The sequence below is a fragment of the Acinetobacter sp. YZS-X1-1 genome (assembly GCF_000804305.1).
GTDB lineage: Bacteria > Pseudomonadota > Gammaproteobacteria > Pseudomonadales > Moraxellaceae > Acinetobacter > Acinetobacter variabilis.
This window is the reverse complement of the sequence record NZ_JWHB01000041.1, coordinates 1-17,612: the sequence shown is the minus strand read 5'-3', so window position 1 is coordinate 17,612 and position 17,612 is coordinate 1. Positions and strand designations below refer to the sequence as shown.

The window sequence follows — 17,612 nt, the reverse complement described above, 5'->3', positions numbered from 1 at the left end:
AATACTTCAGTTGATTATTATTTCTACAAAAATGCCGATTTTCCCTATTTTTTGAGCATTAAAGGTACAGGATTGGCCAATGTACTTAATAATTTCTCTTTTTTATCGTGTTCCTGAAAGCGCAAGGAGCGGCAATCTATATATTCACAATAGCCTCCTTCTCCATACTCAGTCTTGCCATTAATTCTGACTTCGTAATTAAAGCTTCCAACATAACCCGCAGCCAGACCAAATTTGAAATCTCCCCGGCTTTGTCCTTGCAACCAGATCTGTGTTCCTTTGCCATCTTCATAGCACCATTCAAACTCACGCGGTAGATACATCTTTTGCCCATTTGGGGTAGTCACACTCGGATAAACCCGATGCACCTTGAAATAGACTTTTTGATCGAACATTTGACTGGTCATATTTTTCAGGTCACGCAGATAAATTCGTGACTGCACAATGCTGTTCAAACTATCCCGAATTTGTGCCAGCAATAATTGTCGTCCTTCACTCAGGTTAATAATCTGATAAGTCAGAAAGGCTAAAGGCAAATAGGGAAAATTAAAGCTTCGTGCGAACTCAAAACTGCCTAAGCTCTCAATAAGATATTTCTGATCTTTATAATGTAAGGTACCCTGACAATAACACAGCAAAGACCAATGATCAGCCAGTGCAAAGCGCATTTGGGTGAAGTGTGAAATTAGATTGGTCGTATGGATGCTGAGATCAAAGCTCAGTTCAGAATCAAAACGCTGTAAACGAAAATGCGGAAAGTCGCCTGTCAGTTTTTCACGATCCAGAAACTGAAACAGGCCATACTGAAACTTGCAATCCTTTTTGATTGAATAGCAATTTAATTGTCCTGCCATATGCGGACTGGTACTACAGATTACTGTGACTGTATCCAGTGCATTGGTTTGAATAGCACTCGGGTTTGCCAACATCGGTGCATTAGGCTGACCGATGATACTCAAAAAGTTAAGATAATGAAGGGGTGCAGGCAGATCAGGAAGTGTCAAACCTTGATGAATAATTTTATATTTCTGGTTTGGCCCATGATAGGCAAGATTATGCGGGGAAACAGCAGGAGTCTGATTCAGCTGTTTCGAACGATCTAGAAAATCTTGAAGAAACTGCATCTCAAACTCCTTATTTTTATATTGTTATAAGGTACTCTGTCTTTTTGCCATAAAGGTTGTAAGGAAACCAGACAAGGCATAGATGACGGAGATCACGAGAATCCCCACTGGAATATTATAAGTCATCGCTGCAAAGATAAACACTGCGATTGGCAACACGAAAAACGGTACTCGTCTACGCTCTACAGTTTTAAATGAATAGTATTTGATATTAGAAATCATCAACAAGCCCACGATTACAATAATCGCAGCATTAACGATTTGTACAGTAAAGTCACGAATATCAAACACAGCCGGGAAATCCAATCCCACCCAAACCAGTGAAATAATAATGACGGCTGCTAATGGACTCGCAACGCCAATAAAGTACCGCTTATCCACTACGCCAATCTGAACATTAAAGCGTGCCAGACGGAAAGCCGCACATGCGGTATAGACAAAACATGCCGCCAGCCCGATACGGCCTAAGTCACTTAATCCCCAGCTATACATCAAAATAGCCGGTGCCACCCCAAATGCCAGCATATCGGATAGTGAGTCAAACTGTTCACCGAATGGACTTTGTGCCCCAATCGCTCTTGCCACACGACCATCGAGACCATCAAACAAAGCCGCCAAGAAAATCGCATAAATAGCTTGCTGAAACTCGCCATTCATGCTGGCAATAATCGAGTAAAAGCCTGATAACAACGCAGCGGTTGTAATCAAATTAGGCCATAGATAGATACCTCGACGCTTAACTCTTTGCCCTTCCTGGGTATGCTCTACCTCTTCCACCTCGAAGGTGATGCCATCAAATGGCAAATCTTCAGAAGATTCGTGTTCCGGCTTATTTGTACTTGTCATTCTTGTCGATCCTAACTATGACCCGATCTTTAAAATATTATTCGCCTACTAACCAACGAACTGCAGCATGACCGCCATTTTCTTGCATACGCAAATGCGGGAATAACCATTGCAGCGCTTCGTCTGCATCTTCAGAGAACTTCCAAGGTGGGTTAATCACCAGTAAACCACAACCATTTAAACCCACCGGCGTATCATCCGGCCATACACAGATTTCACATACCAACTGACGGCGAATCCCGGTCTTGAACATTTTCTTCTCGAAACGCTCAATCATGGCACGGTCTTTAATTGGGTACCAAACTGCAAATACGCCTGTCGGCCATTTTTTATAAGCAGCAACCAATAATTCAACCAATTGAGGGAAGTCTTTACGCTCCAACTCATAAGGCGGATCGATCATGACCAGACCACGTTTTTCTTTCGGTGGAATGACTGCGAGCAAGCCTTCATACGCATCACGCTCATGCAGACCGGCACGTTTATCGAAAATGTTATGACGTAGCTGCTGAAACACATCACGCTGCATTTCAAAAATGGTGGCCTTGTCAATTTCACGCATGCCTTCCAGCGCAAACCAGGGTGAACCCGGATATGCACCTTTACCAAAGTTTTCACGCATTTTCTCAACAATTTTTAAATATTGTTGTACACCTTCTGGTGCATTACGCTTGACCGAATCATCCAGCTTAATCAGGCGATGAATACCGTTCAGGAATTCCCCTGACTTTTGTGCTTCAGAGGTGGATAAATCATATTTACCTGCACCACCATGTGTATCCACATAGCGATATGGTTTATCTTTTGCATTGAGTCGAGTCAATAATTGAAGCAGCAATACATGCTTCATGACATCGGCAAAGTTGCCAGCATGGTAATGGTGACGGTAATTCATGTTTCATTAATTCCTAATATCAACCGCTATTTTAACATGAAAAATAGTTTCGTTCAGACCCGATTCTTACATAGAATAGCGCAACCCCAATTTACCCTTCTAGGTGAGTTTCTATGGAAGCAGTTCAACTCCCGGCAACCTGGCCAGTTGATCAGATTCTTGATGATCTAGATCAGCATGGTTTTAGCATGATCGACAATGCTTATGCCCCATCCTATGTTGAACAGCTGATTGCTGAATGTACCAGCAATCTGGAACGCTTTCGTGATGCAGCCATTCAGAATGGCGTAGTTAGCAATATCCGCAGTGATCACATTCTCTGGCTCAATGAAGATCTGGAAATTTCTAACCAGCATGTGCAAACCTTACAGGCCTTAGGTCATGAGCTGAACCGCGCTTTCTTCCTCGGCATTAAAAATGTGGAAGCCCATTTTGCCTGCTATAACGCAGGTGAGTTCTATGCCCTGCATCGCGATAATCCTCAAGGCAAGAATGGCCGGATGATTTCTGCGGTTTATTATTTACATGATGATTGGCAAGATAACTGGGGCGGCGAACTACATTTGCAGGATAAAAATGATCAATGGCATATTATCCAGCCTAAGCCAAACCGTATTGCCTTCTTCCAAAGTGATTTAATGCATGAAGTTTTAAAAGCCAAACACCAGCGTTTATCAATCACTGCCTGGCTAAGAAGTGATACCCATTTGCTCTAATCTTTTTTCCACGCTTTAAATTTCAATTTTCAGCCTCATATAGCAATCATTGAGATATGAGGACTGCGTTCATGCGACCAACCCCCAAAGAGATCATTGCACGCATTGGTGAAACAGATCAGCTATTTTTAAATGGCAATACGCCTGAGTTGGCGCTTGAACGGGCTGATCTTCGTCTGCAACTGGTGACCATCAGCCAGTTACGTCAGGAGCAGGTTCATTTCCTGCAAGAAGCGATTGTTCTGCTGGAGCAAGGCCGGATTGAATTTGAAGAAATGCCACTTGATTTATATATCAATCTGTCTTTGCATCTGGCCAAAGCCTATATGATCTACTTTGAGCTGACCAAAGAAGATCGTTATGCGCTCATTACCCAGCAGATTCTAAAACCAATGACCAATTATGAGCATGCGGATATTTATTTCTTCTTAGCTTATGCATCTGCTAGTAAGAAAGAACCTGCCATGACTCGTCACTGGTTAAATAAATACAGCAAAACGGCCCATTTTGACCATGAACTGGTAGGCCAGCATCCGGCATTTGATGAATATCGTCAACTGGAATGGTTTATTCAGATTCTGCGTAGCCGTATGCATTAGAAAAACGAAATCTGTTCTTATAAAAATGCCTCATATTGATGAGGCATTTTTTATGAATTAATTTAATTTACTCAAGCCAAACGGCGTCGATCTGCATCCAGATGCAATTGCTGATTCAGTTCATCAATCCAGATTGCCCAGTCATCATCTTGTACCAGATGACTAATTAGCAACGAACGCTGCGCCTTATTCCAGAAAGGTGCTTCATGCAATGACATATGGGCAGGTAGCTGATGAGTACGCACATAAAGCTCGATGGCCGCCGGGCTGTTAGCTAGGCCGAGTTGAGAAAATAACATTTCTAAGGATGGTTGGTTCTTCCCGAGCATATGCCCTCCTTATATCAGATATATTGTAGTTATTTATAGGACTAACTTATAAGATAAGATAAAAAAAACCTAGTCAAAGGACTAGGTTTTGTTGTGTCTTTTTGTATAAAGAAACTTTAATTGCTTTCAGGGCCTTCTTTATCACTTTCAACATGTAAAAGCTGGTTCAGTTTATCAATGATTACGATCCATTCATCATCCTGATGCCAGTGTTCGCGAAGAAAAGCGCTTTGCCCCTCATTCCAGAAATCTGCATCCGGCAAAATCACGTCTGATGGTAGCTGATGATTTTTGGTAAATTCATCAATTGATGCTTCATCAGCAGGCAAGCCTAATTGCTCAAATAATAATTCTAAAGTCACTTGCTGTTCTAATACCATTCGTTCACTCCATCATAAAAATAATCAGTTCATTGATTTGAAAATATTATTGATGCTTAGAAGAAGGCAGATCACAAGAACCACTCCCTTCTGCCTCAATATGCAATTGCTCATTGAGTACATCTACGAAAATTGCCCAGTCATCATCTTCTTTCCAGTGGCCAATCAGAAAATCATGTTGGTTTTTGGTCCAGAAAGGAGCTTTATGTAAGGGGACATCCATCCCAATCTGATGGGTTTTAATAAATTCATCGATTGCTTCCGGGCTTGAATCCAAGCCGAGTTGCTCAAAAAAAAGTTCCATGGTAGGTCGCTGCTCTAACATCTCAGTACCTCCTCTTTTGTTGATGATTCTTCTTATTAAACTAGATGAGCTACTCGCAAAGTTCAGTTGTCCCTCCTTCACAAGATGTTATTTTTTGTTCTTTAAATTTTGTAGAAATAGCAGTAAAAAAGCACCCCAAATGGAGTGCTTTTTTAACTTAATCTTAAAAGATTAAATTATTTGATCATGTCAGCAACTGCAGCGCGCTCTTCTTCAAGCTCGTTCAGTGTAACATTGATACGTTCACGGCTGAATTCGTCGATTTCAAGACCTTGAACGATTTTGTATTCACCGTTTTCAGTAGTTACAGGGAAACCGAACATTACGCCTTCAGGGATACCATAAGAACCGTCAGAAGGAATACCCATAGTTACCCATTTGCCGTTTGTGCCAAGAGCCCAATCGCGCATATGGTCGATTGCAGCGTTCGCAGCAGAAGCAGCAGAAGACAGACCACGTGCTTCGATGATCGCAGCACCACGTTTACCAACAGTTGGAAGGAATACGTCTTTGTTCCAAGCTGCATCGTTGATTTTGTCTTTCAAGCTTTCGCCGTTTACGTTAGCAAAACGGTAGTCAGCATACATAGTTGGAGAGTGGTTACCCCAAACAGTCATGTTTTCGATGTCAGAAACTGCAACACCTGCTTTTTGAGCAAGTTGAGTTAATGCACGGTTGTGGTCAAGACGCAACATTGCTGTGAAGTTTTTCGCTGGAAGATCTGGAGCAGATTTCATTGCGATGTAAGCGTTAGTGTTTGCAGGGTTACCTACAACAAGAACTTTAACGTCACGGCTAGCAACTTCGTTCAATGCTTGGCCTTGACCAATGAAGATTTCGCCGTTTACTTTAAGAAGGTCAGCACGTTCCATACCAGGACCACGTGGACGTGAACCAACTAATAGAGCATAATCTGCATCTTTGAAAGCTACTTTAGGATCATCAGTACCGATCATGCCCGCCAATAATGGGAAAGCACAGTCGTCTAGTTCCATCATTACGCCTTTAAGCGCTTGCTGAGCTTTCTCAACAGGAATTTCTAATAATTGAAGAATAACTGGTTGGTCTTTACCAAGCATTTCACCGCTTGCGATACGGAATAATAGGCTGTAACCAATTTGACCAGCAGCGCCAGTAACGGCAACGCGAACAGGTTGCTTCATGTAATTATCTCCAATTGAGAGGATCGTCATAATGATTAAATAGCTGTTCTATCTAATCTTAATAATCATAAACGGCAAAGATTGTACTCCAATCCTCTTCGAGATGCATGTAAAAGAGAATGGATTTCAACAAAAGTATGATAGGAAATATAAATTAATTTGACTAAAAGGCTTAGTATGTCCCTTTTATTGTAACAGTTTTTGGACATGTATTAATAATGTTTGCAGGACAGCCTTTATAGCCCCCATTGGCGTTATAACAGACCTGAATCGAGGTCAGCAGGCTGGATGCGCGGGTCTGATGACAGTTAAAGCGCAATGCTGTTGAAGGCAGTTGCGGATTGATTTTCAGAAATTTGGAACGCAGCATATCAATGGAAACGGTATGACTTTCCTGCTCGGTGAGTTCTTCAGGAACTTTCAGACGATCAGCATGATTGATCACCGTACGAAAATACTGTGTAGCATTCATCGGAATACAGCCGCCAATATTATGCCAGAGCAATGCGCGGGTATTTTCATCCGGCATGATACGGGCCACCACTTTAGCCTGCAAAGGCGGTAACTTCGCAGAACTGGTAGTAGTGCAATGTGTCGATGTGGTTTGAGGATAGAGACCAGAAATATTTAGGGAATAACCTTCAAGACATTTTCTTTTTTTACTGTAGGCCGAATCCAGACTGCAAAGTGCCGGTACCATCTGGATGTCCATGACGTAACCCGTTGGCAATGCAAAGGCAGCTGGACTTGCTGCTAAAAATAAAAGCGCAGCCCATCCAGCAGAAATTTGAGCACCCCTTATTCCCTTGATCAACAAACTATCCTTCCCTTAGATTTTTTGAATACTATGGTGTATTACGTAACGGAATGGCTTGCATACGCTTACCGACCGATTGTGCGCCCTGTCCCAATAAAATACCGTAATATGTCGCGTTCGTCATGACATGTTTCACATAATCTCGCGTTTCCAGTAAAGGAATGGTTTCGGTATATTGATCCGCAGCAATACTTTGGAATTCGGGTTGCCAACGGCGGGCACGGTTCGGGCCGGCATTATAACCTGCTGTAGCCAGTACTGGACTATTGCTCAATTGACGCTGAATTGTTGATAAATAGTAAGTTCCGTAACGGATATTGGTGTTCATATCACTTAAGGCTGCCGGGTTATGGGTCTCACCCATTTGACGAGCGACCAGTTTGGCGGTGTCCGGCATGATCTGCATCAAACCACCAGCGCCTACATGAGAGCGTGCGCCGGTATTAAACCGGCTTTCCTGACGCATCAAACCATAAGCCCAGGCAGCATCAATGCCGGCATTACGGCTATGGCTCACCACATAATTCTGATGTGGCATTGGATAACGATAATTGTAATTATGCTTGTCCGCAGTACGATCCGCTGCATAAATGGCACGGTCATACCACCCCATATCCATCGCGCGTTTGGCTGCTGCCAACAGTAAATCGTCATCTTTTCTTAAATAAGCCTGACGCACTGCCCAGTTCCATTCACGGTTAATATAATTCTCTGGTGCATTAATATTACGTAAGGCAAAGGCACGGCGGAAATGGATATCCTGGTTCAGGCGTTGCATGGCCTGACTGGATGGCTGTGCTGAATTCGGTGTAGAAGCCGTTAATTGGCCTAATCTATCTCGCGCTAGCAGGTTATGATAATCCTCACCGACCGCCAGTTTTTTATAGATACTTTCTGCTGCCTGTTTTGAAGCGCGATCTGTGCGCTGTTCACTGGCACGTGCCAGCCAGTATTGCCAGCGGTCTTCCTGTTTCTGGTTCACACTCATTGCATCAATGGCACGAATCAGACTTTCCCAGGCACTAAAACGAATCGCCTGACGGGCATAAATTTCGGCTTCTTCTGGACTAAATGGCAAACCATAGCTGGCATCCAGATAGTTCAGCACTTCACGGTTAAAATTATTTTTCATTACCGTAGTGCCGCCAATATAACCAACAGTTCTGAATAGTGTTTTTTGTACTTGTACCGGCGTACCTTCAGCAGTACGTTTTACAATGGACATTGCTGAATCGAGATCACTGTCTGCCAGACGCCCCAACGCATAAATCAGATAGGCATGATCAGTGGCAGTACTTTTAGGGGCTGACCATAAGTAATTGGTTGGATTGGCCTGAATTGTATTGAGCTGAGCTAGAGACAGGTTAAGCCCTAAACCTTGTGCAGTGGCAATTGCCTGTCCAGACTGACCAGCACGTAATTGCACCCACAAACGCTGCTGGCGGTCTTCATTGGTCATTAGAGGACTGGATAGCATCATTCGTCCTAAGCCCGTACAAGACTCAGGTTGAGAATTGGTGGTCAGCCAGACATCTTTAAATTCAGCATAGACCAGCTGATCGCCACTTTTGGCACGGACTTGCGCAACTGCACAGGCTTCAGCTGGATCGGCATTGGTGACATATTGTAGTACAGGTTGTGCAGTGGCAAAGTCAGCCATTTTGACTTTTTCTTCGACATAATCGGCTGCAAGTTTTTCTGCCATAGCCGATTGAGGATAGCGTTGGGCGAAACTGATAATTTGACTGGCAGGTTGGGAGCCAAGGTTCTGGTTCAGAATCCAGTATTCAGGATAATAGCCCAAGGCATCATTTTGCATGGCAGACTGATATTGTTGTAATTGTCCGATATTTCCAGTATTTGCCGCGCGTAAGGCATCATTAAATTGTTCTTCTGCTGCCTGCGCACTCATTGAACACAGACACGCCACACTCAAGCTTAGTAATTTATAATATTTCTTCATATTTTTAGTGTGTTTAAACATCAATTTGCCTTCTATCATCGATTTTTCGCCCCGCCCCTATTGCCTATCATAAGAGTTAGCCGAAAAATTATAACCCACTGTATTGTTCACTTATGTAACCTTATGATTAGACAATATTAATTTTCAGACACTTTTTGTCCATAAATCAATATTTTCCCAGCCGCATTTTAGGCTATAAGTTTAAGCGACTTTCCTGCTAAAATATGCGCCTTTTAAAAGATTTCAGAACGTGAATTGAATTTTTATTTACCCGTTTGTCTATGCAAGCGGATTATTCGTTCACTCTTTCGACGTATTACCTTGTAGGAGCCTACATGACGGTTCAAACCTTCATTCCGAATGGTGCCCCAGCTGCCTCAGAAAACACTGTTACCCAGCCAGCGCACACCCCAGCCATCGACGATTCAGTTAAAAAACTGTATATCGAAACGCAAGGGTGTCAGATGAATGAGTATGACAGTCACCGTATGGCAGATCTGCTGGGCGATTCCCATGGCTATGTGCTGACCACCGATCCTAAAGAAGCGGATATTCTGCTGATGAATACCTGCTCGATCCGTGAAAAGGCACAAGAAAAAGTATTCTCAGAATTGGGCCGCTGGCGCAAGCTGAAAGAAAAAAATCCGGATCTGATTATTGGTGTCGGTGGATGTGTGGCTTCTCAGGAAGGTGACAATATCCAGAAACGTGCCAATTATGTAGACATGATTTTTGGTCCGCAAACTCTGCACCGTTTACCACAAATGCTGGACCAGCATTTTGAGCAGGTCGAAAAACCGAAAAAAGAAAAAATCAAGCTGGTGGATATTTCGTTCCCGGACATCGAAAAATTTGACTTCCTGCCTGAACCACGTGTTGAAGGTTATAAAGCCTTTGTTTCGATCATGGAAGGCTGTTCAAAATACTGTTCTTTCTGTGTAGTTCCATATACACGTGGCGAAGAAGTGTCTCGTCCACTGGATGACGTTCTGGCAGAAATTGCTGGCTTGGCAGAAAAAGGCGTGCGTGAGATTTCGCTGCTCGGTCAAAACGTAAATGGCTATCGCGGTGAAACCTTCGACGGTAAAATCTGTACTTTTGCCGATCTGTTACGCTTGGTTGCAGAAATTCCGGGTATTGGTCGTATTCGTTATACCACTTCGCATCCACTGGAATTCAATGATGATTTGATCCAGTGCTACCGTGACCTGCCACAGATGGTGTCGCATCTGCATCTGCCGGTACAAAGCGGTTCCAATGACGTATTGCAGGCGATGAAACGTAACCACACCATTGATGTGTATATCGAGAAAATTGAAAAGTTACGTAAAGTTCGCCCAGACATGCATTTATCTTCAGACTTTATTATCGGCTTCCCGGGCGAAACCGATGAGAACTTCGAAGAAACCTATCAGTTTATTCAGGATCTGGATTTCGACCATTCTTATAGTTTTGTTTATTCCAAACGTCCGGGCACCCCTGCCGCAGAGCTGGAAGATACGACACCTGAACAGGTGAAAAAAGAACGCTTGGCCAAAGTTCAGGACTGGATTAAACAGTCCAGTATTCGTAAAACAGATGCCATGCTCGGTACAGTCCAGCGCGTACTGGTTGAGAAAGTTTCTGATAAAGATCCGAACGTTCTGGTCGGTACAGCAGACAACACCCGTTATGTCACCTTTATTGGCGATGCATCGTGGGTAGGACGTTTTGCAGAGATCGAAATTACCGAAATTAAAACTTTAAATTTAGTTTACGGTGAGCTCTTGAATCTTGAGCCTGACGTGGCGTAATGTAGAGCATATAACGTACACTTCTAAAAGGAACACTCTTGACTGCAACGATCCGACGTACAGTAGCTTTTCCTGGAATTTCGATGGACCATTTACAAGCCGTCTTAGGTGCCTATAACGGTCATTTGAAACAAATTGAACAACGTTTAGACGTCAAAATTTCCCACCGAGGTGAAAGTTTCTTTATCGATGGTGGAATCGATGCCGTTGAGAGAGCCGAAATGCTCTTGCAACGTCTTCATGAAGAATCTGAACATAGCCAGCAGATCAGTGCAGATACTTTGCATATGATGATTCAAGGTAGCCAGACCGATCGTGAACTCCAGGAGAACCTAGAAGGACAGGAACATACCGGTCTGGACAATGTCTGGCTGCAGACTCGAAAAGGCCGAATCAATCCGCGCGGTGCCAACCAGAAACGTTATGTACAGCGTATTCTGCAAAGTGATATTTCCTTTGGTATTGGTCCTGCGGGTACTGGTAAAACCTATCTCGCCGTTGCAGCCGCTGTAGATATGCTGGAGCGTAATGAAATCCAGCGTATCCTACTGGTTCGTCCTGCAGTTGAAGCAGGTGAGAAACTCGGCTTCCTGCCGGGGGATTTAACCCAGAAGATCGACCCGTATTTGCGTCCCCTTTATGATGCCCTGTATGAAATGCTCGGCTTTGAAAAAGTGGCCAAGCTGATCGAACGTCAGATTATTGAAGTTGCACCGCTCGCCTATATGCGTGGTCGCACCCTGAATCATTCTTTTGTGATTCTGGATGAAGCCCAGAACACCACACCTGAACAGATGAAGATGTTCCTGACCCGTTTAGGGTTTGGTTCACGTGCAGTGATTACTGGTGATGTGACTCAAGTGGATTTACCACGTGGTCAGCAGTCTGGTCTGGCACATGCCTTACGTGTGATTGATAAAATCCCTGAGATTCATATTACCCGTTTCCATTCTCGTGACGTCGTGCGTCACCAGCTGGTTCAGAAAATTGTTGAAGCCTACGAAGGCTGGGACAGTGAACAGCAGCGTTTAAGCGCTGAGGCTCGTGCTGAGCGTAAAGCCCGTCAGGAAGCCTTGATAGCCGAGAATGATGCTGCGGCTGATGCACAGCATTAACGCTGCATTGTTATTTAATTTTTAAGGATTCACGTTGAAACTTAGTCTCTCCCTGCAACAGGACTTTCAGTCACCAGAACTGGTGCTGAAACGTGCCTATATTAAAAAAGTTGTAGAAACCACTTTGCGCCATATCGGTACCCAAAGTGATTGTGAAATTGGCATTGCCTGTGTCGATAATGACGAAAGTCATAAACTCAATCTGGAATATCGCGGCAAGGATAAACCGACCAATGTCCTGTCTTTTCCAAGTGAACTTCCAGATGAAATGGCACAGGTTCTGGATGCTTTCCCGATCGGTGATCTGGTGATTTGTATTCCAGTAGTGCTGCGTGAAGCTGCTGAACAGGACAAAGCTCCATTGATCCATTTCACCCATATGCTGGTACATGGCACTTTGCATCTGATGGGTTATGACCATGAAACGTCAGAGGAAGATGCTGAAGAAATGGAAGGCATTGAAATCGAGATTCTGGATAAACTGGGTATTGCTAATCCCTATCTGGAAAGAGATTAAAATTCAACAATTAAAAAGCGGGCCAAGGCTCGCTTTTTTCATTTTATTCACTTCATAATAAGCTCAATTTAAGAAATAAAATAAAAACCACTATGCAATATGTCGTGATTTTCAAAGCGCAAATTAAAGAATTAGATCAGTATTATTTTGAAACAGCCCAGCGAATGAGAGAAAGAGCCCTTTCACAATTTCAGTGCCAGTATTTTGAAGCCTTAACCGAAGGTACTCAGGAAATTGCGCTTTCTTACTGGAACAGTCTTCATGATATTCGCGCCTGGCATGCAGATGCTGAACATCAGGCTGCTCAAGAGCTAGGGAAAAATAGCTGATATACATATTTCAGCATGGAAGTCTGTGAAGTTTTACGGCGCTATGATGTACATTTAAATTAAATACTCATCGATCCTTATTTATTTTTTTCTTGATCTGTTCTTAGATACAGAGTTTTAAAAAATATCTGCTTACGCATTCATGATTTCTTCCAGAAATCCATAAGCACATAATGAACTTTAACGAAGAACTGTGCTTCAAAAATTTTAGGAGAACGTAATGAAAAGATTGTTCTCGACTGCATTACTTATTTTCTCTCCCTGGCTGTGTTCACTACTTTATGCCCACTCAATTCCCATGTGCCCAAAAATTAAATTTCAACAGAACCAAAGCTCATGGTCAGGCCATTATTATTTGAATGGAGTTATGGAATTAGGTTCGGAGTTGCTTCTGCAAGCAGATGGTACCTTTAAATGGTATCTGGCCTATGGTGCTCTGGATCAATTTGCCGAAGGAACATGGTGGCAGAATAAAGAATGCATTGGCTTAAAAGCAGATCCAAAGTACCAAGACTTAATGATATTTCCCAAATATCTAGCCATAGATGAAAACCATTTAAATGTAGTCTGGGACGATGGAACTCAGCAAGGTAGTTATATACAGGCGAAGCGCCCGGATTAACGCACCTCAAACTCCGCTTCAGCCGGATCAAAACGCCAGGTTCGAATGATTCGTAACTCGGAAATATCCGACATCTTGGCATCAAATGCTCCGAACGGTGCTGCCTTGCGTACTGAAGATTTTGCAGCTTCATCTAGCAAGCTATGCCCTGAACTGTCAATTAAGCGAATTGCACGGATTCCGCCGTTCTGGTTTAAGATCACCATCAAACGCACCTCTCCTGCCAGATTCTGCTGTTTGGCCGCGTCTGGATAATAGCGGTTACCATAGAACTCCACTTTTTGACGGAATTTTTCCAGATAAGCAGCAGAGACATCCTGTTTGGACTGGATACCATCTACGGTTTTAATTTTTTGCTGACGACTGAAGTTTTGTTGTCGTTGCAGATATTGGGCTTCAAGACTGGCTACCATAGCGGCTTTGGCCTGAAACTGACTTTGTAACTGTTCCTGCATTTTTTTGCGCTGATTTTCTTCTGCCTGTTTTTGCCAGCTTAAAGTCGTCATCAGTACTTTTTCTTCAAAGCTTAATTCGCGCTGCTGTTGCAACATGTCCGGACTTTCTTGCTGCTCTTCTCCGGTCTTTTGCTCCATCAACGGTGCAGGCATATCGCTCGACATACGATGTACTTCACGAAATTTACCTGAACCTTGCTGGTCAGTTTGAGCCAGAAAATCTGCATGCTCAATTTTTTCATCAGTTTGACGAATACTGACTGCAATTTCTTTAGTCATGCTCTCCTGATCTTGTGGCATACCAAATTTCAGCGTGAGAAAAATCACATGCAAAATAACAGCTACAAATACGGCGCTATTAAAAATTGGATCTTTCCACCAGGCTTTGACCAGAGGCATTAATATCATGGTTGATCTCATCGCTACGAACCCAGACTTGAGTTCATCCCTCAAACAGCATTTTTAAAAATTAAAAAATAAACAGCTTTGCATTTTTCTTTTAAAAATGCCAAACCTATCAAATCTTCAACGTTACATAACTAAAACCCTAAAAATGGTGCTATTTATTTTGCTAAACTGCAAGCTGAAACTCTTGTATTTTTTATACAATTCGACAAGATACACTTCGAATTAAAACATATAGTTGCCAGGATGCTTAAAGATGCAAACGCTAATTTCCAATATTTCTAATAAACTTCGCCAGGCGTATCAAAAGGCGGAAGGATTTATTGAGGATGAACGCGAATTCCCTTTGTCTCAAGTTTTCCTGAATGCGACATTTCAACGTTTTGTCACTGACAATGTTTCCATGCTGAAAGATCTGCATGCCGATCTGCATGATGACTGGTTACGACTCTATGCCACGCTGGACTATAAAGGTCTGAACGTGACCTTATCGGTTGATTTAAAACTGGTGCAAATGGAGCTGAATAAGAATACGCAGCTCATCGTATTTGAACAGATCAGTGATACCCAGTTGATCGAAGCCAAATACCCAAATGTCTTTTATAAACTAGGGGTACGATTTGCCCTGTTTTTCTATCAGCGCGTGCTGAATAAGGATCCTCTTGGCATGATTCTGGAAAAACTCGGCGTCATTAAAGTAAAAGATGATTTATTGCATCTGGATCTGAATCGCTGGTTAAGTAAAAACCGCTCGGTGATTGAGACACTTGGTAAGGTTCATGTGAACCATGCAGTACTTCGTGAAGCTGAACTGGTCGTGATCGGTAATGTGAATCTTGCAGCCCTGTTCAGAAAGCTTTCTCAGGAAAAAGAAGAGAAATGGGATGAAGACGACATGGATGACAATAAAGTTACACCGATCAAACAGAAAGAACCGACTTAAACTGTGTGTAATTCAATACCTAAACAAATACGCCAGCAACTACATGAAATATACATTTTTATTGAAAATCTCCCTTCATTTTCCACATTTTGACCAAATAATAAAAAGTGGAAAGTGATCAATTTTATCTGAAATTACACAGGACAATTTGTTATGGCGAAAACTGTATTCAAAACTTTAGGTGTGACTGCAGGCTTGACTACCGCAATGGTACTTACTGGTTTATCCACCCAGACCTTCGCCATGGCGCCTTTCCAAGCCAATTATCAGTTTAGCTACAATGGAAAAAATATGGGTTCTGCTACCCGTACCTTGAGCAAATCTGGTAATAACTGGACCTATGTTTTTGCAGCTAAAGCAGGTGGTGTAGCTTCAGCAACTGAAACCAGCCGTTTCACTTTTAATAATGGCAAGATTGGTTCAAGCAGTTTCAGCCGTACCAGTAAGATTCTGGTGCATAGCAACACCATGAGTATTAACTTTAATCCTTCTAGCAAAACGATCAGTACCAAGAAGGATGATGAAAAACGTTCTTTTGCCTGGAGAGCAGATGTACTGGATGAGCTAAATGCTGAATTGCAGATTCGTGAAGACCTGAAAAATGGTGGATTAAAATCGAATTACTACATTGCTGATGCCAAAGAGGTGGAAGGCCGTAAATTCGTCAAACAAGGTACAGAAACGGTAAGCACCAAATATGGTTCATTTAGTACCATTAAAGTAGTGATTAAGCACAACAAACCAGGCCGTGAAACTACTTTCTGGTTAGCACCGAAACTGGACTACTTACCAGTTAAAGTATCGCATGTCGATAAGAAAACCTCTTACGGTTTACTGCTGACCGGCTATAACGGTAAAACGAACTAAGGTTTTTTTGGTGAATTTCGCTTGATTTTTTTTGGGTGCTTTTTACAATACGCTTTTGCTTTAAAAAGCACCTGCTCTTGAGGATTCTCCCGTGCACGCACTAGAACAGAAAATCTTAGCCGAAGGTATCGTTCTATCTGAAGAAGTTTTGAAAGTTGACTCTTTCTTAAATCACCAAATTGATCCAATCATGATGCAGCAAATTGGTCAGGAATTTGCGCGTCTGTTTAAAGATGCTGGTATTACCAAAATTATTACCATTGAAGCATCGGGTATTGCACCTGCAGTCATGGCAGGCTTAGAGCTTGGTGTTCCAGTGATTTTTGCACGTAAATACCAGTCTCTCACTTTAAAAGATGATTTATACCGTTCTAAAGTATTTTCATTTACCAAACAGACTGAAAGCACGATTGCCATTTCAAACAAACACATCAGCTCAACTGATAAAGTTTTAGTAATCGATGACTTCCTGGCAAATGGTCAGGCAGCACTTGGTCTTGCTGACTTGATTCATCAGGCGAATGCTGAAGTGGTAGGGATCGGAATTGTGATTGAAAAATCATTCCAGCCAGGCCGTGACCTGTTACTTGAAAAAGGTTACCGCGTTGAATCATTAGCGCGTGTGAAATCTTTGGCAAATGGTACTGTCGAATTTGTTCGCGATTAAGTTTACAAATGAATATTTTAAAGGGTGCTTCGGCACTCTTCTTTATTGGATTTTTTTAATTTCGGTTAGCTAAGAACAAATATAATCTACCTTAGATTCATCACCCTTTAGACAAAAAATGCCCGCCTAAACCCATAAAAAAGTGCATTGATACCTTAACCCTACATATTAATCGTCTTATCCAGCAAAAAATTATAAAAGTGGAAAATGCATGTATTTACAACTCAGCTAAACTTCTCTGAATAAAATTCCACTAGAATCAAATTGGTATGGAATGTTCCTGACTTCAATATTCAGAACCGACATACTGTTAAGCCGGATGTGTTGGATAGCTACTGGTCTAAGTAAGATCCCATGTCACACATTTGCTTAAAATGAATAAATACTAATCGCTGATGGAAAATCCTATGCAATGTCCTAAATGTGGTTCAACGGAAATTGAGCTACGTGATCACGAAAAGAATTTGAAAAAAATTGGTGGTATTTTAATGACCTCAGCCGGTGCCACGGCCGGTACAGTGGGTGGCGCAGCCTCTGGCGCTTCAATTGGCGCTGCCATTGGTACAGTCGCAGGTCCTTTAGGGGTAATTGTAGGCGGCACGGTTGGAACCTTCGTAGGCGCAATCAGCGTAGGCATTACTGGGGGCGTGGTCGGAAACTTCTTAGGTAAAAAAGCAGGCGTTTCAGTAGATCGTAATCTGTTTCTGGATTATCAGTGTCTGAATTGCAAACACAGATTCAG

The 17,612-nt window shown here is 42.5% G+C and carries 21 protein-coding genes; 11 read left to right on the top strand and 10 right to left on the bottom strand.

The genetic code is table 11. From position 1 onward, the window contains the following. Positions 1–44: 44 nt before the first annotated feature. From RJ01_RS14610 to RJ01_RS14600, 3 genes are read right to left on the bottom strand one after another with little or no spacing between them, the layout of a single operon-like run. A complete protein-coding gene (locus RJ01_RS14610) occupies positions 45–1,124 on the bottom strand; it encodes a DUF6670 family protein (RefSeq protein WP_034171619.1) in 1,080 nt (359 codons plus the stop codon). Between the two features lie 24 nt (positions 1,125–1,148). Beyond that, positions 1,149–1,970 carry a CDP-diacylglycerol--serine O-phosphatidyltransferase gene (gene pssA, locus RJ01_RS14605; RefSeq protein WP_034171618.1) on the bottom strand — a complete coding sequence of 274 codons (822 nt, stop codon included), beginning with the start codon at positions 1,968–1,970 and terminating at the stop codon, positions 1,149–1,151. 37 nt (positions 1,971–2,007) lie between these two features. Then, on the bottom strand, positions 2,008–2,865 hold the full coding sequence (locus RJ01_RS14600; protein WP_004786802.1) for a 23S rRNA (adenine(2030)-N(6))-methyltransferase RlmJ: 858 nt from the start codon (positions 2,863–2,865) through the stop codon (positions 2,008–2,010). 113 nt (positions 2,866–2,978) lie between these two features. On the opposite strand from RJ01_RS14600, the gene RJ01_RS14595 reads away from it, so the two are divergent. Together RJ01_RS14595 and RJ01_RS14590 are read left to right on the top strand one after the other, a co-directional pair. Further along, positions 2,979–3,581, top strand: coding sequence for a 2OG-Fe(II) oxygenase (locus tag RJ01_RS14595; protein WP_034171617.1), 603 nt, complete (start codon positions 2,979–2,981; stop codon positions 3,579–3,581). A gap of 71 nt (positions 3,582–3,652) precedes the next feature. Next, positions 3,653–4,180, top strand: coding sequence for a hypothetical protein (locus RJ01_RS14590; protein ID WP_005233815.1), 528 nt, complete (start codon positions 3,653–3,655; stop codon positions 4,178–4,180). 71 nt (positions 4,181–4,251) lie between these two features. Here the strand turns inward: RJ01_RS14590 and RJ01_RS14585 are convergent, their stop codons facing one another. The 6 genes from RJ01_RS14585 to RJ01_RS14560 all read right to left on the bottom strand — a co-directional run bounded on the left by RJ01_RS14585 (position 4,252) and on the right by RJ01_RS14560 (position 9,157). Further along, positions 4,252–4,509: a DUF2789 family protein gene (locus tag RJ01_RS14585; RefSeq protein WP_004786809.1), complete on the bottom strand. Its 258-nt coding sequence runs from the start codon at positions 4,507–4,509 to the stop codon at positions 4,252–4,254. A gap of 116 nt (positions 4,510–4,625) precedes the next feature. Next, positions 4,626–4,889: a DUF2789 family protein gene (locus tag RJ01_RS14580; RefSeq protein WP_005233812.1), complete on the bottom strand. Its 264-nt coding sequence runs from the start codon at positions 4,887–4,889 to the stop codon at positions 4,626–4,628. A gap of 46 nt (positions 4,890–4,935) precedes the next feature. Further along, the gene (locus RJ01_RS14575) at positions 4,936–5,214 is read right to left on the bottom strand and encodes a DUF2789 family protein (protein ID WP_005233810.1); all 279 of its coding nucleotides are present in this window, start codon (positions 5,212–5,214) and stop codon (positions 4,936–4,938) included. Positions 5,215–5,390: 176 nt separating this feature from the next. Beyond that, a complete protein-coding gene (locus RJ01_RS14570) occupies positions 5,391–6,377 on the bottom strand; it encodes a malate dehydrogenase (RefSeq protein ID WP_004786815.1) in 987 nt (328 codons plus the stop codon). Positions 6,378–6,549: 172 nt separating this feature from the next. Then, positions 6,550–7,188 carry a ribonuclease I gene (locus tag RJ01_RS14565; protein ID WP_171248487.1) on the bottom strand — a complete coding sequence of 213 codons (639 nt, stop codon included), beginning with the start codon at positions 7,186–7,188 and terminating at the stop codon, positions 6,550–6,552. Positions 7,189–7,222: 34 nt separating this feature from the next. Continuing rightward, positions 7,223–9,157, bottom strand: coding sequence for a transglycosylase SLT domain-containing protein (locus RJ01_RS14560; RefSeq protein WP_376738172.1), 1,935 nt, complete (start codon positions 9,155–9,157; stop codon positions 7,223–7,225). 335 nt (positions 9,158–9,492) lie between these two features. On the opposite strand from RJ01_RS14560, the gene miaB reads away from it, so the two are divergent. The 5 genes from miaB (at position 9,493) to RJ01_RS14535 (ending at position 13,533) form a co-directional block, all read left to right on the top strand. Then, complete coding sequence (gene miaB / locus RJ01_RS14555; RefSeq protein WP_005233804.1) at positions 9,493–10,950, top strand: tRNA (N6-isopentenyl adenosine(37)-C2)-methylthiotransferase MiaB; 1,458 nt, start codon at positions 9,493–9,495, stop codon at positions 10,948–10,950. A gap of 38 nt (positions 10,951–10,988) precedes the next feature. Beyond that, positions 10,989–12,065, top strand: a complete 1,077-nt coding sequence (locus RJ01_RS14550) for a PhoH family protein (protein WP_034171614.1) — start codon at positions 10,989–10,991, stop codon at positions 12,063–12,065. 34 nt (positions 12,066–12,099) lie between these two features. Then, a complete protein-coding gene (gene ybeY, locus RJ01_RS14545; RefSeq protein WP_034171613.1) occupies positions 12,100–12,582 on the top strand; it encodes an rRNA maturation RNase YbeY in 483 nt (160 codons plus the stop codon). A gap of 92 nt (positions 12,583–12,674) precedes the next feature. Further along, complete coding sequence (locus RJ01_RS14540) at positions 12,675–12,911, top strand: hypothetical protein (protein WP_052209109.1); 237 nt, start codon at positions 12,675–12,677, stop codon at positions 12,909–12,911. A gap of 220 nt (positions 12,912–13,131) precedes the next feature. Then, positions 13,132–13,533: a hypothetical protein gene (locus RJ01_RS14535; RefSeq protein WP_034171612.1), complete on the top strand. Its 402-nt coding sequence runs from the start codon at positions 13,132–13,134 to the stop codon at positions 13,531–13,533. Here RJ01_RS14535 and RJ01_RS14530 read toward each other — a convergent pair. Then, complete coding sequence (locus tag RJ01_RS14530) at positions 13,530–14,387, bottom strand: energy transducer TonB (protein ID WP_171248485.1); 858 nt, start codon at positions 14,385–14,387, stop codon at positions 13,530–13,532. The genes RJ01_RS14535 and RJ01_RS14530 overlap by 4 nt on opposite strands. 262 nt (positions 14,388–14,649) lie before the next feature. On the opposite strand from RJ01_RS14530, the gene RJ01_RS14525 reads away from it, so the two are divergent. The 4 genes from RJ01_RS14525 to RJ01_RS14510 all read left to right on the top strand — a co-directional run. Then, positions 14,650–15,336: a hypothetical protein gene (locus tag RJ01_RS14525; protein WP_034171610.1), complete on the top strand. Its 687-nt coding sequence runs from the start codon at positions 14,650–14,652 to the stop codon at positions 15,334–15,336. Between the two features lie 207 nt (positions 15,337–15,543). Beyond that, entirely contained in the window at positions 15,544–16,203 is a 660-nt protein-coding gene (locus tag RJ01_RS14520; protein ID WP_373686180.1) for a DUF3108 domain-containing protein, read from the top strand. Between the two features lie 91 nt (positions 16,204–16,294). Then, positions 16,295–16,870, top strand: coding sequence for a xanthine phosphoribosyltransferase (locus RJ01_RS14515; RefSeq protein ID WP_005233791.1), 576 nt, complete (start codon positions 16,295–16,297; stop codon positions 16,868–16,870). Between the two features lie 395 nt (positions 16,871–17,265). Further along, positions 17,266–17,612, top strand: a 347-nt coding sequence (locus RJ01_RS14510; protein WP_162835345.1) for a hypothetical protein, incomplete at its 3' end; no start/stop codon positions are given.

Bases quoted from the DNA above. Each gene is read 5' to 3' on its own strand.
- RJ01_RS14560 (WP_376738172.1), bottom strand. From the start codon at position 9,157: ATGAAGAAATATTATAAATTACTAAGCTTGAGTGTGGCGTGTCTGTGT.
- RJ01_RS14520 (WP_373686180.1), top strand. From the start codon at position 15,544: ATGGTACTTACTGGTTTATCCACCCAGACCTTCGCCATGGCGCCTTTC.
- miaB (WP_005233804.1), top strand. From the start codon at position 9,493: ATGACGGTTCAAACCTTCATTCCGAATGGTGCCCCAGCTGCCTCAGAA.
- RJ01_RS14575 (WP_005233810.1), bottom strand. From the start codon at position 5,214: ATGTTAGAGCAGCGACCTACCATGGAACTTTTTTTTGAGCAACTCGGC.
- RJ01_RS14610 (WP_034171619.1), bottom strand. From the start codon at position 1,124: ATGCAGTTTCTTCAAGATTTTCTAGATCGTTCGAAACAGCTGAATCAG.
- RJ01_RS14530 (WP_171248485.1), bottom strand. From the start codon at position 14,387: ATGCCTCTGGTCAAAGCCTGGTGGAAAGATCCAATTTTTAATAGCGCC.
- RJ01_RS14540 (WP_052209109.1), top strand. From the start codon at position 12,675: ATGCAATATGTCGTGATTTTCAAAGCGCAAATTAAAGAATTAGATCAG.
- RJ01_RS14595 (WP_034171617.1), top strand. From the start codon at position 2,979: ATGGAAGCAGTTCAACTCCCGGCAACCTGGCCAGTTGATCAGATTCTT.
- RJ01_RS14590 (WP_005233815.1), top strand. From the start codon at position 3,653: ATGCGACCAACCCCCAAAGAGATCATTGCACGCATTGGTGAAACAGAT.
- RJ01_RS14525 (WP_034171610.1), top strand. From the start codon at position 14,650: ATGCAAACGCTAATTTCCAATATTTCTAATAAACTTCGCCAGGCGTAT.
- RJ01_RS14570 (WP_004786815.1), bottom strand. From the start codon at position 6,377: ATGAAGCAACCTGTTCGCGTTGCCGTTACTGGCGCTGCTGGTCAAATT.
- pssA (WP_034171618.1), bottom strand. From the start codon at position 1,970: ATGACAAGTACAAATAAGCCGGAACACGAATCTTCTGAAGATTTGCCA.
- RJ01_RS14535 (WP_034171612.1), top strand. From the start codon at position 13,132: ATGAAAAGATTGTTCTCGACTGCATTACTTATTTTCTCTCCCTGGCTG.
- RJ01_RS14580 (WP_005233812.1), bottom strand. From the start codon at position 4,889: ATGGTATTAGAACAGCAAGTGACTTTAGAATTATTATTTGAGCAATTA.
- RJ01_RS14585 (WP_004786809.1), bottom strand. From the start codon at position 4,509: ATGCTCGGGAAGAACCAACCATCCTTAGAAATGTTATTTTCTCAACTC.
- RJ01_RS14600 (WP_004786802.1), bottom strand. From the start codon at position 2,865: ATGAATTACCGTCACCATTACCATGCTGGCAACTTTGCCGATGTCATG.